We start from the raw sequence: 14,927 nt of genomic DNA, 5'->3' as shown, positions 1-14,927 counted from the left end.
CATTACCCCGCCAACTAGCTGATGGGCCGCGGACTCATCTGGTTGTGATAGCTTGTATACAGAGGCCACCTTTTCCCTCAGTCTCCGAAGAGACCGTGGGCTTATCCGGTATTAGCCAATCTTTCGACTGGTTATCCCAGGCATCCAGGCAGATTATCCACGTGTTACGCACCCGTGCGCCGCTCTACTAAGGGTTGCCCCTATTCGCGCTCGACTTGCATGTGTTAGGCACGCCGCCAGCGTTCGTTCTGAGCCAGGATCAAACTCTCCAATTGTATTCTTGGTTTGCTTGAACCGGCGTTCCCCGAGACCCGGCTAAGGAGTCTCGGCTCGCTGATTCGTCGGCACTTCCCTCTCGCTGCGCTTTTCAGCGCTGCTCTTGAGGTGAAGATGCCCTCAAAAAATTGACTGCGGGTTTCCGCAATCCATTACTGCTTGGGCTTGCTATTTGGTTTTCAAAGACCGAGCCGCTTGTCCTGCTTCGCGACTTCTGCTACCGTTACTTCGCTGCTGGTTTTGCGTCAACCAGCGGGTTGCAGCTTCTATTTCAGTTCGCAGTCAGCGTCAACTTCGCTTTTGCGTCCTGCGGGCTGCTTCGAAGTTCGTCGGCGCCGTCCAGTGACTTTCGCCGCTTCTTTTCGAAGGGGAGCGGCTTCTACTTCAGCGCCGCGTTCCCTGTCAACCGCTTGCTGTCAGCTTCCTTCACCGCTTGCCGTCCGTGTGTTGCCTGCCGGACTGCTTCTCTTCGGTGGGGGCGCGGCTTCTATCTCTTCGCCGCGTTCGCTGTCAACTCGCTCGTTGACTGCCCTATTTCCTTGTCGGTGCTGCGCTCTCTCCGAAGTGCCTTCCGCGCCAGTGCGCGGGCTTCGAAGCGAGGGGCGCGGCTTCTACCACCGCCGCATCTTGTGTCAACCACCCTTCTGCTACTTCCGATTCCTGACCGCCACCACCATCAGCTCCGCCTCCCATGAGGCGGCAACCCGCTCCGACACCTTCAACGCCCGCCGATTCATGTCCTGCTGCGGCAACCATCTAAGAATCGGATCGGAGAATGTCAACTTCTCGTCACCGATGAGGCCTGCTTCGCCTCGCCTCGTCTGCGCGTCCTTCAGGTGCCACCGGGGTGACGCCTGCGTGTCGCCGCGAGGTGTGCGGCTTATCCATCAGGCGATCGGGCGGCGCAAGAAATTTGATGCAGGCCGCCGACGCGATGCGACGTGGTGGAGGGGGAACCCATGGGCCGGTTCCACCCATTCCCCGGCGGATTTCAGCCGCCGAACTTGAGCTTGGAGAGATCCACCCTCCCCCGCCGGCACTTCTCCGCGACCACCACTGAGCGCAGCTCCTGGTAGGCGCGCTCGAAGTCGTCGTTCACCACGATGTAGTCGTAGGACGCGATTCCCCGCTCGATCTCCGAGCGGGCGGCCAGCATGCGGCGGCGGATGGTCTCGTCCGAGTCCGTCTGGCGGTCCCGAAGGCGGCGCTCCAGTTCCTCCATGGAGGGAGGCAGCACGAAGATGAGGACCGCGTCGGGGTGCTTGCGCTTGATGGCCTGCCCGCCCTGGACGTCGATGTCGAAGATGGCGGTGCCGCGACGCTGGCGGGCCTCATCCACCACGGACTGCGGGCTGCCGTAGAAGTGGCCGTGCACCTCGGCCCACTCCACGAACTCGCCCTTCTCGATCTTCTCCTGGAAGGCGGCCACTCCCACGAAGTGGTAGTCCACGCCCTCCTGCTCCTTGCCCCGGGGGCGCCGGGTGGTGACGCTGGTGGAGAAGATGCCGTCCGGCATCTCCTTCAGCAGGCGGTGCGCGAGGGTGGTCTTTCCCGCTCCGGACGGGGCGGAGAGGACGAGGAGCACACCAGGCTGGAGTCCAGAGGGTTCGTTCATTCGACGTTCTGCACCTGTTCGCGGATGCGCTCGACTTCGGCCTTCATCGAGACCACGCGCGCGGAGATCTCCGCGTGCTGGCTCTTGGAGCCCGTCGTGTTCACCTCGCGGTGCATCTCCTGCACGAGGAAATCCATGCGCCGGCCGACCGGCTCGGGGCTCGCCATCAGGAGCCGGAACTGCTCGAGGTGCGTCGCGAGCCGGGTCACCTCTTCCGCGATGTCCGTGCGCTCGGCGAACAGGGCCACTTCCTGCGCCAGCCGCTGCGGATCCACCGCGACGCCACGCGCGAGCTCCGCCACACGTTCGGTGAGCCGCTGCTGGTAGTCGCTGACCGCTTTCGGTGCGAGCCGGGCGACCTCCTGGCTCCAGCCCTCGATGAGCTTCATCCGGGCGTCCAGGTCCGCGTGGATGGACTCGCCCTCGGTGTTCCGCATGGTCTCCAGGGCCCCGAGCGCCTGCTGGAGCGCGGTCTGCGTGGCCTGGGTGGCGGACTCCACGTCCACGCCCTTCTCCTCCAGGCGGATGACGCCCGACTGGTTGGCCACATGCGACCAGGCGATTTCCACCGACTGGCCCAGGGCCTCGGCGACCTCGCGGAAGGCGCGCGCGTACTCGCGGGCCAGGCCGACATCCACCGTGGGGACGTTGCCCGAGACAGTGGCGGCCTGCCGGCGCACGAGGATCTCCACCGAGCCTCGCGCGAGGCGGTCCTTCACCTGCTTCACGAGCGCGGGCTCGAGCGCGGACAGCTCGCGCGGCAGCCGGACCTTCACTTCACAGAACTTGTGGTTGAGCGAGCGTGCTTCCACGGAGACCTCTTCGTCCCCTACGCGGGCGCGGCCCGAACCAAATCCGGTCATGCTTTTGAGCATCGGGCCGGGTGCTAGGGGCTTTCCGCCCCAAGGTCAAGCCAGCGTCTTGTGTCCATTCCAATTCTGGTAGGGTCCCCCGCGATGGCGTGGCACAAGCGGCTTGAAACGTGGGCGAAGCTGGCACTGGCGCTCCTGGCTTCCCTCCTGTTCTGGCGCCCCGGACGTCGTCGCGCTCCCGGAACGCCCCTCCCCCACCCGCGAAAGGTCCTGCTCGTCCGGCCCGACAACCGCGTGGGCGAGGCCCTACTCACCACGCCCCTGCTGCGGACCCTCAAGGCGCATGTCCACCCGCCTCCGGAGGTGCACGTGCTGGTGCACGCCAAGGTGGCTCGCGTCCTTCAGGGACACCCTGATGCGGATGCGGTCCTGGCGTTCGACCGGCGCCTGCTGTGGCTGGGGCCCCTGGCGCCCGGCATCCGCGCACTCCGTCGCGCGGGCTATGACGCCGTGGTGGATTGCGCCAACTGGAGCGCGCCGTCCGTGACGAGCGCGCTCATCGCCCGGATGGTGGGGCCGAAGGCGGTGGTCATTGGACCGGGCATCTGGCCGGTGTCCCTGCTGCAGTCGGTGTCCGTGCCTGCCCGTTCCGATACGCGGCACGAGGCCGTTCAACGGACGCACCTGCTGACGCCCCTGACCCAGGGGGGTGTCGCCCAGGGGCTTTCATTCCGGGACCCGGTGCTGAGCGAGGCGTTCCGCAGCTACCTGACGGGATTTTCCGGGCAGGGTTCTCGGCGTGCGGTCATCAATCCGGGAGGCCGGCTGGGTGAGCGCCGCATCCCGGCCGAGGCCTTCGCGGCCGCGGCCCGGGAGCTGATTTCGCTGGGCCATTCGCCCGTCGTGACCTGGGGCCCGGGAGAGGAGGCCCTGGCTCGGGCCGTGATCTCCGGCGCTCCGGGGGCGGAGCTGGCTCCCCCGACGAGCATCGATGAGCTCGCGGCCCTCATGCGGAGCGCGGGCCTCACCATCTGCAACAACACCGGGCCCATGCACCTGTCGGTCGCCGTGGGCGCACCCACGCTGGCGTTCTTCCTGCGCATCGACATGGAGCGCTGGGGCCATGCGGTGGCCCCCCACCGGATGGTGGACCTGACGCCCCTCGTGGATGGGGCTTCCGGGGCGGGACTGGAGCTGCGCGTGGCCGAGGAGGTCCGGTCGTTCGTCTCGGAGCGGGCCTCGCTCACGGGGTGAGCGGTCGCTCCTGTTCGGGCACCATCCGTGGGACGCCGTCTTCCACGGGCCAGGCTCGCAGGCACCTGGGGCAACGGACCTCGGGCGGGGGGCCTTCGTGCTCCTCGAGCGAGCCCTTGCAGTGGGGACAGCCCAGGATGGACCGCAGCACCGGGTCCAGGACCATGGGCTACTTCGCGCCTTCGCGCCCAAGCCGGCGCGCCAACTCCGTGGTGCTGTGGTCCTTCGGATCTCCCGCCACCGCAGTCCTGCCTCCGTAGGCCCGGACCTCGTCACCCTCCGGGATGGAGTCCGGCGTGTAGTCGGTCCCCTTCACGTGCACATCGGGCTTCAGGGCTCGGATGATGGTCCGCACGTTCGGTTCGTCGAAGACGACGACGCGGTCCGTGCAGGCCAGCGCCGCGACCAGTTCCGCGCGCTCCGCTTCCGGAATGTGCGGACGGCCGGGCCCCTTGTAGGCCCGGGTGGAAGCATCCGAGTTCACCGCCACCACCAGCACGTCCGCCAGGGCCTTCGCCCCCTCCAGGTACCGGACGTGCCCGACGTGCAGCAGGTCGAAGATCCCGTTGGCAAGGGCCACTGTGCGGCCCTGCTCGCGCCAACGCTCCCGTTCCTCCGCGATGGCGGCGAGGGGGCGAAGCTTGTCCAGGGTGTTCATCGTGGGCTCCGCAGCGCTTCGAGGAGTTCTTCGCGGGAGACCGTCGCCGTGCCCGGCTTCTGCACCACCAGGGATCCCGCCACGTTCGCCAGCCTCGCGGCTTCGCCGAAGGAGGCTCCGGCCGCGAGTGACAGCGCGAAGCTGGCGATGACCGTGTCGCCGGCTCCCGTCACGTCCACCGCCGACTTCGCGCCGTGCACGGGGATGAGGTCCACACCGCCCTCCGCGTCGAAGAGGGCCATGCCGTGCCGGCCTCGCGTCACCAGCAGCGCCTGGCAACCCAGCTTGCGGACCGCTTCGTGACCGGCCTCCAGGAGGTCTTCCTTCGTTCGCACCGGACGGCCCGTGAGCGCTTCCAGTTCCGGCTCGTTGGGCTTGCACACCGTGAGGCCCGCGAAGGCCGCGAGCGCGTAGCGGCTGTCCACACAGACCGGCAGGCCGTCCGCGGCGAGCTTTCTCAGGGCCTCCCGGACCTCGTCGCTGACGACGCCTGCGCCGTAGTCCGAGACCACGACCGCGTCCGCGTCCTTCGCCGCCGCTTCCACCTGCCTGGCGATGGCCTTGCGCATCCGGGGCGGGAGGGGGCCTCGCTGGCCGCGATCCACCCGGAGCATCTGCTGCCTCGTGGTGCTGATGCCTCCCGCGAGGATGCGCGTCTTCGTCTCCGTCTCGATGCTTCGGCTGCTGACCGCGTGCAGCCGGATGTCCGCGGCGTCGAAGAGCTTGCGCAGCGAGCTGCCCATCGCGTCCACGCCCAGCGCGCCCACCGCCGTCACCTGCCCCGACAGCGCGCGGATGTTCGCCGCCACGTTGGCTCCACCGCCGAGCTTCACCTCCGACGACTCGTACCGGACGATGAGCACCGGGGCCTCGCGGCTCACCCGGTCCGTCTGGCCGTAGAGGTAGTGGTCGGCGACCAAGTCTCCCACCAGCAACACCCGGCGGCGCGCGAAGGCGAGTGGCAGGCGCGAGGACGGTGCTGCCGGACGTGAAGACGGGGCCGCGGGCATGGGCGCGCTTTGTCCCACAGCGTTCCGGACCTCACAAGTCGCGCGTCTCTCCCGGAAGCCCGAGCGCCCGCCTCAGATGCGCTTCGCCCTCCAGGACTTCCACTCCCAGGCGCACCACCCAGGCCTCAAAGCCGGCTGGCAGCCGCACCGCATCCTTCTCCGTCGTCACAATGAGCGCGCCCTGCTGGCGGGCCCGGGCTTCGACCTGGCGCAGTTCGTCCCCAGAGAAGCGATGGTGATCCGGGAAGAGCGCCGCGTCCCGGACCTCCGCCCCGAGCGCGGTGACGGTCTTCAGGAAGCCTCCGGGCCTGGCCAGTCCCGCCAGGGCCAGGACCGGCTTCCCTTCGAGCATGTTCGTCGCGTGCTCGGTGCCCGAGGGATCCCACCAGCCCGTGGGCCCGTAGCGCGTTCGGACCCTGGGCGCGGTCACGGCTTCGAGCCAGGGGTTGGGGGCGGCCTCCCCCGGGGAGGCTCTCAGCCAGAGGAGCGTGGCGCGGCGCAGGGCCGATGGGGGCTCTCTGAGTGGACCTCTTGGGAGCAGTTGGCCATTGCCCAGCCCCACGGCTTCGTCCACGACCACCAGGTCTTCGTCGCGGTGCAGGCGGCGGTGCTGGAAGCCGTCGTCCAGCAGGACCGTGTCCAGGCCGAAGTCGTCCCGGGCCCGGTGTGCCGCCGCGACGCGGTCCGCTCCCACGAAGAGCCTGGCGCCTGGACACCTGCGGGCGAGCAGCAGGGGTTCGTCTCCGGCTTCCGTCACGGCGGGCAGGGGCTCGGTGCCCGTGAAGGTCAGCGGCTCCTGGGATTCGCGCCCGTAGCCTCTCGTGAGAATGCCGACCTTGCGCCCTTCGCGGATCAACAACTCCGCGAGATGGAGGACCGCTGGCGTCTTGCCCGTGCCTCCGACGTTGAGGTTTCCGATGGAGATGACCCGCAGGCCTTCGACGTGCTCGGCTCGCAGCAGGCCCGAGTCGTAGAGGGCGCCCCGAAGGCGGACCGCTCCGCTGTAGGACCAGGACAACAGCGCGAGCGGCGACAGGAGGGCGCGACGGGTCCAGGGCTCCGGTGCTGGCGGATAGAAGATCCGCTCCAGGGCCGTGGGCGAGCCGGTCATCGCCGAGGCTCCGTGGCCTGCTGGTAGAGGGCCAGGATGTCCCTGGCGATGTGCTCGTTCGTCGGGTGCCGGGTCCCGGCCGTTGATCCGGACAGGGCGGCGGTGACGACGGCTTCCACCGTGGGCGCTTCCACCCATGCATCCGCCAGCTCCGGGAGCGCTCCTTCGTTCACCGCGACCACCCGGACACCACAGGCCCTGGCCTGGGCCGCGGCCCTCGCGCTCCAGTCGTTTCCCAGGCCGAGGATCCAGACCTCGTCGAGGGCCTGCAGCCACTTCGCGAAGTCCGCGCCCTGCTGGTAGCCCGCGAACGTCACCTGCTCCGTGAGGCCCCGCTCCTTCACCTGCGCCCGAGTCGCTTCGAGCAGGGCTCCATCGCCGACCAGCACGAGACGGGCTTCGGGGCGTTGCCGGTGGAACGCGGCGAAGGCTTCGACGCCCAGCGCGTGACGGCGGCTCTGCTGGAACGTGGAGATCATCCCCACGAGGTGCGTGTCCTCGATGCCCAGGGTCCGGCGCAGGGCCTCGCGGTCCTCTGGAGGCTTGAACATCGGATCCACCAGCGCGGGCAGGACGTGGATGGGGCGATGCCTGCCTTCGAGCTTCGACACCAGGTGGCTCGCGGGCACCGTGTAGGCAGCGGCTTCGGGCAGGGAGGAGCGCAGCGAGCGTGGCGCGTGGATGGAGCGGATCCGCACCGCTCCCTTCGGCGTTCCCCAGCGGGCCACGAGATGGTCGTGGGTGAAGTGCGCGTGGACCACGTCCACCGTCCTGCGGCGGAGGGCTCGCAGGTCACTCCAGATCTCCCACGGTGGGGACTTCACGGACAGCGTCAGGCCTCCCTCGTCCAGGAGGCCCAGTTGCTGGAAGCGGGGGACGGCGGGTTCCTCGGCGGCGATGTCCCGGCGCTTGCGGTCCACCGCCACCGTGACCTCGTGGCCCAGGGCTCGCTGGGCCTGGGCGAGCAGCGCGACGTTCTCCGCCGGGCCGCTCCAGAAGGGGCTCGCGAGCAGGTGCAGGATGCGCATCAGCGCTTCACCAGCGAATGGTAGAGGTCACTGAGCGCTCGGGCTTCATGCTCGACGCCGCAGCGGCGACGCGCTTCCTCCTCGGCGTTGCGGCCGACCTGACGGGCCCGCTCCGGTTCACGGGTCAGTTCGTCCAACAGGGCGCGCAGGCCCTTCACGTCTCCGGGCTCGAAGAAGAAGCCCGTGCGGCCGTGCTCGATGAGGGTGTCCAGGTACGGCAGCTTCGAGGCCACCACGCAGCAGCCGGACGCCATGGCCTCCACGTGCACCAGCGAGTAGCCCTCCGCGTAGGACGGATGCACCAGGATGCTCAGGCCCTGGTACCAGGGCTCGATGGTGGACTGCTCTCCGGCGAGCAGCACCCGGTCCTCAAGGCCTTCACGCAGCCCGTTCACCCACGCCAGGTCCGGCCCCTTCGCGAGCCCCACCAGCACCGCCTGCCAGTCCGGCCTTTGTGGCAACAGGGGCCGCAGCGCTTCGAGGAAGTCGCCCTGCCCCTTCTCCTTGCGGATGCGCCCGATGACGCCGATGCCGTATCGACCGCCCTGCTTCAGCCGGGCCCAGGCCGCGTCGCGGTCTTCCGGTGGACGGAAGCGCGTGAGGTCGATGCCGTGCGAGATCACCGTGGACGGGAGCGCGATGACGTCGGAGATCTGCCGCGTCAGGGACACCAGCGCGTCCGCGCCCCTGGCGAGCCAGCGGGTGAAGCGCGTGGGGGCCACCGACGTGTGCCTCGTGAAGACGAGTTGGACCCTTCCTCCCAAGGCCTTCAGGAGCATCCCCGCCAGCAGCTCGTTGTTCCGGTGCGCGTGCCAGACGATGGGCTCGCGGTGCGAGCGGCGGATCAGCTCGCCCCAGGTGATGCGCGGCAGGGCTTCCGTCAGGCCGGAGCCGATGACCCGCGTCTCGTCGCCCCGGGCCAGCGCGGGCACCACGGACTCCACGTGCCGCGTGACTCCCGTGTAGCGCTTGTGGAAGTGCGGATGGACGATGAGCGTCATCGGGAAGCGGTCCTTGCCTGCCGGCGCGGCAGCGCGGCCATGGCCTCCGCGTTGCGCTCACTGGCTCCAGAGATGCGGCGCACCGTGGCTTCCGCCTGGGCTCCCAGGCGCTGCCGGTGCTCGGGATTCGCGAGGAGGTCCTCCAGCGCGGCGTGCAGGGCTTCTCCGTCCGCCACTTGAAGGCCTCCGTTGCCTTGCAGCACCGCGACGCTGTCGCGGAAGTTGTCCATGTGCGGGCCGAACAGCACCGGCCTGCCCTGCCCCGCCGGCTCCAGGATGTTCTGGCCGCCCCGCTTCGTGAACGAGCCTCCCACGAACACCACCGTCGCCAGGCGGTAGGCGCGTGACAGCTCGCCCATCGAGTCCATCACCACCACCGGCGCGCGCTCCGGGTTGCCCTGGGAGCGCAGGCCCACGGCCAGGTTCCGCTCCTTCGCCAGAGTCACGATCCGTTCCGCCCGGTCCAGGTAGCGCGGCGCGATGACCAGACTCAGCGTGGGCCAGCGCTCCCGCAGACGCTGATACACCTGCAACAGGATTTCTTCCTCGCCCTCGTGCGTGCTTCCCGCGAGCCAGACCGGATCCTCCAAGGACAGGCCGAGCGCGCTTCGCAGGGCTTCGTCCTCGGGGGCAGGCCCCGCGGCGAGGGCGTCGAACTTGGTGTTGCCGGTGGTGAGGACCCGCTCGGCCGGTGCGCCCAGGGCTCGCGCCCTTTCGGCCTCCTCGTCCTGCCGCATGAGCAGCCGGTCCATGTCCTTCAGCGGGTTTCCGATGAGGCCAAAGAGCGTCCGGTACTTCCCCACGTTCGCCGGGGAGAAGCGCCCGTTGGTCATCACCACGCTCGCTCCGGACTGCTTCGCGGCGCGGATGAGGTTGGGCCAGACCTCCGTGTACTCGAGGACCAGGAGGTCCGGTTGGAAGGCTCGCACCGCCCTTCGCGTCGCGCCCCAGAGGTCATACGGCGCGTAGACGACTCCGTCGATCTGCTTCGCCAGCCGGTCCCTTGCCATCGCGTGGCCGCTGTCCGTCATCGTCGAGAGCACGATGCGGCAGCCCGGGAAGCGCTGGCGCAGGGGGCCGAACATGGGCGCCAGGGCCAGCAGGTCTCCCGCGCTGGCTCCGTGCAACCACAGCAGCGGGCCTTCTCCCTTTGGCAGGTCTCCCGGCCCGTAGAAGCCCAGCCGCTGCTTCAGCCCGTGGCGCGTCTTCCGGTGCACGCAGAGCACCGGGAACAGCAGCGCGAAGAGGACGTAGGTGGCGACGACGTAGAGCAGGCGCATGGGCGACGTCCCGCGCTCTATCAGATGCCCGGCGGTCGCGGCACCACTCGCACCGGGCTGGGGACCAGCCAGGGCCGCCACTCGTGGCCGAAGAAACGTCCGGGCGCGTGGGCCCAGACCTCCACCTGGACGACTCCGGGACCGGTCAGCTCGATGTGTTGCCCGTCGGGTTGGAGGCGGCCCTCGCCCCACACCCGGACCTCCAGCGTGCCTGGGGTGTGTTCCGGGAGGCGGACTGTCAGCACCGTGCCCACGGGGGCTTCCCGCGTGTTCGCGTCGAAGCCTTCCAGGGCGAAGCCTTCAGGGGTTCCCAGTGCACGGAAGACACAGAGGGCCTGGCCGCTCGCCAGGGCCTGCGTGACCTGGGTCGCGGCTTCGCGCGCATCCTGCGACAGGGGGCCCGCCAGCACGTCCGGTGGAAGCTCCATGGCGAGCGCGGTGAAGATGTCCTCGTACGCGGGCAGGCCGTGCGCGTCGCTTCCGCACAGCACGAGCCGCTTGCGCTCTCGCGCGAGTTCCAGGAAGCGCTCGGTGGGTCGCGGCTCCGGGACCGCGAGCAGCATCACGCCGTGCACCGGGTTCACCATCGAGGCACCCAGCGCGGGCAGGAGCCGGCTCACCGGGCTTCGCAGGGCCTGCCGGAAGAAGGTGTCCGCCGAGTACAGCTCGAAGCCCGGGACCTGCTGCGCGGTCGCTTCGTCCTTCCAGGGGTTCTTCGTCTGGACCGGATGCGCGAGGACCGCCGTGCCCCCGGCGGCTTCGACCGCGGCCACGGCCTGCTCCGGTGGGCCCCAGGGCTTCACCCCTTCGATGGGGCGCTGCATGCCGAACGCGGCGAGATGGCCCGCGCTGGTGGAGATCTCCACACCGGGGATGAGCAACACGCCGTCCACCCAGGTCGCGGCGGGCGGCTTGAAGTCGTTGTGGTCGGTGAGCACCACGAAGTCCAGGCCGGCTGCCTTCGCCGCCTGGGCGACCTTCGCGGGCGTCCCGTTCCCGTCCGAGCGCGTGGTGTGCACGTGGTACGCGCCGCGGATCCACGGCTTCGCGTTCGGCACGGGTGCGACCACGGGGTAGTCCGCGAAGCCGGCCGCGAAGGCGAAGAAGCCCGCGACGCCCATCAGCAGGAACAGCACACCGAGCACGGCACGGATCGCCAGGGAGAGGGACCGCTTCGCCGTGCCGGCCTTGCTCACGCCGCTCCCCGCTCGATGGGGCCCGCCGTCTGCAGGCGCCACATGGCGGCGTAGCGGCCGTCCTTCTGGAGCAGGTCCGCGTGGCTTCCGCTCTCCACGATGCGGCCTGCCTCCACCACGTGGATGACGTCCGCGTTCGTCACCGTCGACAGCCGGTGGGCGATGACCAGCGCCGTCCGGCCGGGGAGCACCTTCGCCAGCGCGGCCTGCACTTCGCGCTCGTTCTCCGGATCCAGGCTGCTCGTCGCTTCGTCCAGCACCAGCACGGGGGCCTTCGACAGCACGGCCCTCGCGATGCACAAGCGCTGGCGCTGGCCTCCGCTCAGGGTGACGCCTCGCTCACCGATGCGCGTGTCGTAGCCATGCGGCAGCCCCTGGATGAAGGCGTCCGCGTTCGCCACCTTCGCCGCGGCCTCCACTTCCTCTCGCGTCGCTTCCGGCCTGGCGTGCCGCAGGTTCTCCAGCACGGTGCCGTGGAAGAGCAGCGGCTCCTGCGTCACCAGCGCGAACTGACCGCGGACGCTCGCCGCCGTGTACGTGTCCGCGTCCACTCCATCCAGGAGGATGCGGCCCTGCTGCGGACGCTCGAAGCGCAGCAGCAGCGACGTCACCGTGCTCTTGCCCCCTCCACTCCCACCCACCAGCGCCGCCACCTGCCCGACCTTCAGGTCCAGGGTCAGCCCGTCCAGCGCGCGGCGCTCTCCGTAGAAGAAGCGCACGTCCTCCATGCGCAGCGACTCACGCAGCGCTGGCGCGGGCACCGCATTGGAGGCGTCCTCCACCGGGTGCTTCAGGTCGAGCAGCGCGAAGAGGCGCTCACCCGCCGCCCCCGCCTGCACCGCGAACTGCGTCACCCGGCCCAGGTCCTTCACCGGCTGGTACACGAGGATGACCGCCGTGAGCAGCGACAGGAGCGCCTCCGGCTCCATCGCCCGCGTCGCCGCCGCGTACCCCAGCGCTCCCGCGAGCGCCGCCGCCGCGAGGACTTCCATCACCCCCGGCACGCCTCCGCGCGCCCAGGCCGCCCCCACCACCGCCTCCTCGTGCGCCTTAGCGTAGGACTCGAAGCGCGCCAGCTCCGCCTCCTGACCGTTGAAGGCCTGGATGGTGCGCAGGCCGCCCAACCCCTCGTGCAGCTGACCCGCGAGCTGCCCCAGGTGGGCCTGCCCTTCCCGCGTTCCCTTCAGCACCTTGCGCGTGAGCTTCGACGCCGGCAGCGCCGCCAGCGGAATCACCGCCAGCATCAGGCCGCCCAGCACGGGACTCATCGCCAGCGCCACGCCCGCGAGCACCAGGACTTGAATGGTGTCTCGCAGGTAGGAGCCCACCGTGTACATGGCGGCCATCTCCACGGCCATCACGTCCGAGGAGAAGCGGCTGAGCAGGTCTCCCGTCCGCTCCTTCGACAGCTGTGAAGGCGACAGCGCCGTGAGCCGCAGGAACAGGTCGCGCCGCAGGTCCTTCACCACGCGCTGCGCGAACAGGCCCATGAAGTAGAACTGGCCCAGGTACCCCACGCCCTTCACCGCGCCCACGCCCAGCACCAGCACCGGGAAGCCCCAGAGCGCCGCCTCGCGCGGCAGGTCCGCGAGCCACGGCACCCGGTGCGCGCTCGCGAAGCCCTCTTCTCCTCCCGACAACAGGAAGCGCAGCGCCGGGCCCAGCAGGTACGCGTACGCGCCCGTGGCGAGCCCCAACACCGCCATGCACACGAAGGCCAGGACGAGGATTCCCGCGTGCGGCTTCGCGTAGCGCAAGAGCCGCCAGAGCGCGTGATGCATGACTACTTCACCACCTTCTGCAACGCAGCCCTCGCGAGCACCGAATACGGGTTCAGCTCCAGCACCTTCATCAGCTTCTTTCGCGCGAGCGGCGCGTCGTCCAGGTCGATTTCAATGATGGCCGCGATGATCTGCGCCCGCTCCAGGTACGGATCCAACGTCAGCGCCTGCTTGAGCACCTTGCGCGCCGCGAGCGCCCGCTGCATCAGCGGCCCGGGTGAGCCCCGGTACTTCGCCCAGGCGAGGTACGAGTAGTACTCGGGCTCGCTGCCGTTGAGCGACACCGCTTCCTCGAAGCCCTGGATGGCCGCCTTGTAGTCGCCCCGCTTCATCGCGGACTCGCCCCGCCGCAGCGCGAGCTCCGCGTCCACGTTGATGGCGGTCGCCCGGCCCACCACCTCCTGCCGGCTGAAGAAGTACTGGAGGTAGGCGCGGCGCTTCTCGTCCACGCTCAGCACCCGGTACGCCGCGGACAGCTTCTCCTGCACCTGCTCCAACAGGTCGCGCAGGTCGGAGATGTCGAACTCCGCGTAGGTGTCCGGGTGAAAGCGCATCGCCGTCTCGTGGTACGCGCGCTCCACCGCCTCCTTGTCCGCCGCGAGGTCCAACCCCAGCCCGCCGAAGTAGCTGCGCGTGATGATGCGCACCGCTTCCTCGCGCAGCGACGCCGCCGTCTCCGGGGGCAGGCTCTTGCGCTTGCGCGGCGCGATGACGTCCGGCGCCGCCGCCGCGCTCAGCACGTCCGTCCCCGTGGCCACCGGCGTCGCGGAGAACGTCACCCCGCCCGTCAGCTTGAGGAACCACAGCAGCGTGTACGCCGCTCGCAGCTCCGCGCGCCCGTGGGCCAGCAGGTCCTTGAGCACGATGCGGCCGTTCACCTGCATCGCCAGCTTCAGGTCCTCCGTGTCCAGCGCCATCGCCTGGAGGTCACGGCCGAAGTCCGCCGAGCGCACCGGGTACTCGTTCAGGTGCGCTTTGAGTCCCGCCGCCACCACCCGCAGGGGCATCCGCCGGCGCGCGGCCTCCAGCAGCGGCGCGAGGGCGGGCTGATCCACGGAGGCCACTTCGGAGGAGAACTCGTCGCCCGCGTAGAACGCGTAGCGGCCCTCGCGCATGGCCAGCACGCGCCCGAGCCGGTCCCGGGTGAAGTCGCGCAGGAGCGACAGGAGGTCCTCGCCCACCGCCTCCACGCCCACGTCCGCCAGCGCCGCGCCGATGCGCAGCCCGGAGGCGAGCGCCTCCACCACCGGCTGCTCCTGCGCCTCCGTGAGGACCTGCCGCTCACGCAGGAAGCGCGGCAGCGCATCCTCCTTCGCGGAGGAGTCGAAGTTCACCGGCCCGCCTCGCAGGTAGTACACGCGGCGAGACAGGCCCTTGAGGGCCACCACCAGCACGCCGTCACGGCGCAGCCGGTAGAGCGAGTGCAGGAGCGCCGGCAGCGGGAAGGCCTTCAGCTCCCCCGCCGCCACCGCGGGCCGCGACAGCGTGGCGGCCAGGCCCGTGGGAGTGACGGCCTGGGCGGCCTTCACCAGCGCCTCCAGGCGGGGCACCAGCTCACCGGGCTTGAGCGGATCCGGGATGTACGCGTTGACCTTGAGGTCCAGCACCGAGCCCACGCCCTTCGCCCGGCCCAGGTGCCCCTTGTCGATGGCCACGATGGGCACGCGCCCGCCCTGGCTGTGCCCCCGGATGAGGTGCACGACGTGCTGCCCCTCCACGCGCGGCAGGTCCACGCCCAGCACCACCACGTCCGGGTTGTCCGCCGAGAAGTGCTCCAACGCCATCACGGCGTCATTCACCGCCCGAACGGTGTACCCGGCCTGCGAGAGCAGGCCCGTCAGGTGCTCGAGTGTCGGGGGGTGGCTCTCAGCGAGCAGAAGCGTCTTCAAGGGGGCCGCAGTCTAC

The 14,927-nt window shown here is 69.7% G+C and carries 12 protein-coding genes and 1 rRNA gene (1 of these 13 only partly in view); 1 reads left to right on the top strand and 12 read right to left on the bottom strand.

Annotated features, from left to right (window positions below; all coding sequences use genetic code 11):
* The 3 genes from NR792_RS00415 to NR792_RS00405 all read right to left on the bottom strand — a co-directional run.
* Nucleotides 1-275 (bottom strand): 16S ribosomal RNA (locus tag NR792_RS00415) (it extends 1,263 nt beyond the left edge of the window).
* A gap of 992 nt (nucleotides 276-1,267) precedes the next feature.
* Complete coding sequence (gmk, locus tag NR792_RS00410) at nucleotides 1,268-1,891, bottom strand: guanylate kinase (protein WP_375758097.1); 624 nt, start codon at nucleotides 1,889-1,891, stop codon at nucleotides 1,268-1,270.
* Nucleotides 1,888-2,766 carry a YicC/YloC family endoribonuclease gene (locus NR792_RS00405; RefSeq protein ID WP_375758096.1) on the bottom strand — a complete coding sequence of 293 codons (879 nt, stop codon included), beginning with the start codon at nucleotides 2,764-2,766 and terminating at the stop codon, nucleotides 1,888-1,890. The genes gmk and NR792_RS00405 overlap by 4 nt, the downstream gene beginning before the upstream one ends.
* An 81-nt stretch (nucleotides 2,767-2,847) precedes the next feature.
* On the opposite strand from NR792_RS00405, the gene NR792_RS00400 reads away from it, so the two are divergent.
* A complete protein-coding gene (locus tag NR792_RS00400) occupies nucleotides 2,848-3,957 on the top strand; it encodes a glycosyltransferase family 9 protein (RefSeq protein ID WP_375758095.1) in 1,110 nt (369 codons plus the stop codon).
* Between the two features lie 169 nt (nucleotides 3,958-4,126).
* On the opposite strand, the gene NR792_RS00395 is transcribed toward NR792_RS00400, so the two are convergent.
* The 9 genes from NR792_RS00395 to NR792_RS00355 are packed head-to-tail and all read right to left on the bottom strand — an operon-like array spanning nucleotide 4,127 to nucleotide 14,911.
* On the bottom strand, nucleotides 4,127-4,615 hold the full coding sequence (locus NR792_RS00395) for an adenylyltransferase/cytidyltransferase family protein (protein WP_375758094.1): 489 nt from the start codon (nucleotides 4,613-4,615) through the stop codon (nucleotides 4,127-4,129).
* A complete protein-coding gene (locus tag NR792_RS00390; protein ID WP_375758093.1) occupies nucleotides 4,612-5,625 on the bottom strand; it encodes a bifunctional heptose 7-phosphate kinase/heptose 1-phosphate adenyltransferase in 1,014 nt (337 codons plus the stop codon). The genes NR792_RS00395 and NR792_RS00390 overlap by 4 nt, the downstream gene beginning before the upstream one ends.
* Before the next feature lie 31 nt (nucleotides 5,626-5,656).
* The gene (lpxK, locus tag NR792_RS00385) at nucleotides 5,657-6,736 is read right to left on the bottom strand and encodes a tetraacyldisaccharide 4'-kinase (RefSeq protein WP_375758092.1); all 1,080 of its coding nucleotides are present in this window, start codon (nucleotides 6,734-6,736) and stop codon (nucleotides 5,657-5,659) included.
* On the bottom strand, nucleotides 6,733-7,764 hold the full coding sequence (locus tag NR792_RS00380) for a glycosyltransferase (protein ID WP_375758091.1): 1,032 nt from the start codon (nucleotides 7,762-7,764) through the stop codon (nucleotides 6,733-6,735). Before NR792_RS00380 ends, lpxK begins: the two co-directional genes overlap by 4 nt.
* Nucleotides 7,764-8,765: a glycosyltransferase family 4 protein gene (locus NR792_RS00375; RefSeq protein ID WP_375758090.1), complete on the bottom strand. Its 1,002-nt coding sequence runs from the start codon at nucleotides 8,763-8,765 to the stop codon at nucleotides 7,764-7,766. The genes NR792_RS00380 and NR792_RS00375 overlap by 1 nt, the downstream gene beginning before the upstream one ends.
* Complete coding sequence (locus NR792_RS00370; protein ID WP_375758089.1) at nucleotides 8,762-10,045, bottom strand: 3-deoxy-D-manno-octulosonic acid transferase; 1,284 nt, start codon at nucleotides 10,043-10,045, stop codon at nucleotides 8,762-8,764. Before NR792_RS00370 ends, NR792_RS00375 begins: the two co-directional genes overlap by 4 nt.
* 20 nt (nucleotides 10,046-10,065) lie before the next feature.
* A complete protein-coding gene (locus tag NR792_RS00365) occupies nucleotides 10,066-11,241 on the bottom strand; it encodes a PHP domain-containing protein (RefSeq protein WP_375758088.1) in 1,176 nt (391 codons plus the stop codon).
* The gene (locus tag NR792_RS00360; protein WP_375758087.1) at nucleotides 11,238-13,022 is read right to left on the bottom strand and encodes an ABC transporter ATP-binding protein; all 1,785 of its coding nucleotides are present in this window, start codon (nucleotides 13,020-13,022) and stop codon (nucleotides 11,238-11,240) included. Before NR792_RS00360 ends, NR792_RS00365 begins: the two co-directional genes overlap by 4 nt.
* A 2-nt stretch (nucleotides 13,023-13,024) precedes the next feature.
* Nucleotides 13,025-14,911 carry a DUF4388 domain-containing protein gene (locus NR792_RS00355; protein ID WP_375758086.1) on the bottom strand — a complete coding sequence of 629 codons (1,887 nt, stop codon included), beginning with the start codon at nucleotides 14,909-14,911 and terminating at the stop codon, nucleotides 13,025-13,027.
* Between the last annotated feature and the right edge of the window lie 16 nt (nucleotides 14,912-14,927).

It is taken from the genome of Corallococcus exercitus (assembly GCF_042231735.1).
Lineage (GTDB): Bacteria > Myxococcota > Myxococcia > Myxococcales > Myxococcaceae > Corallococcus > Corallococcus exercitus_B.
Note: the sequence above shows the minus strand (reverse complement) of the source record. Positions and strands in the feature narration are given on the sequence as shown.

Bases quoted from the DNA above. Each gene is read 5' to 3' on its own strand.
- NR792_RS00380 (WP_375758091.1), bottom strand. From the start codon at position 7,764: ATGCGCATCCTGCACCTGCTCGCGAGCCCCTTCTGGAGCGGCCCGGCG.
- NR792_RS00405 (WP_375758096.1), bottom strand. From the start codon at position 2,766: ATGCTCAAAAGCATGACCGGATTTGGTTCGGGCCGCGCCCGCGTAGGG.
- NR792_RS00400 (WP_375758095.1), top strand. From the start codon at position 2,848: ATGGCGTGGCACAAGCGGCTTGAAACGTGGGCGAAGCTGGCACTGGCG.
- NR792_RS00390 (WP_375758093.1), bottom strand. From the start codon at position 5,625: ATGCCCGCGGCCCCGTCTTCACGTCCGGCAGCACCGTCCTCGCGCCTG.
- NR792_RS00360 (WP_375758087.1), bottom strand. From the start codon at position 13,022: ATGCATCACGCGCTCTGGCGGCTCTTGCGCTACGCGAAGCCGCACGCG.
- NR792_RS00395 (WP_375758094.1), bottom strand. From the start codon at position 4,615: ATGAACACCCTGGACAAGCTTCGCCCCCTCGCCGCCATCGCGGAGGAA.
- gmk (WP_375758097.1), bottom strand. From the start codon at position 1,891: ATGAACGAACCCTCTGGACTCCAGCCTGGTGTGCTCCTCGTCCTCTCC.
- NR792_RS00370 (WP_375758089.1), bottom strand. From the start codon at position 10,045: ATGCGCCTGCTCTACGTCGTCGCCACCTACGTCCTCTTCGCGCTGCTG.
- lpxK (WP_375758092.1), bottom strand. From the start codon at position 6,736: ATGACCGGCTCGCCCACGGCCCTGGAGCGGATCTTCTATCCGCCAGCA.
- NR792_RS00375 (WP_375758090.1), bottom strand. From the start codon at position 8,765: ATGACGCTCATCGTCCATCCGCACTTCCACAAGCGCTACACGGGAGTC.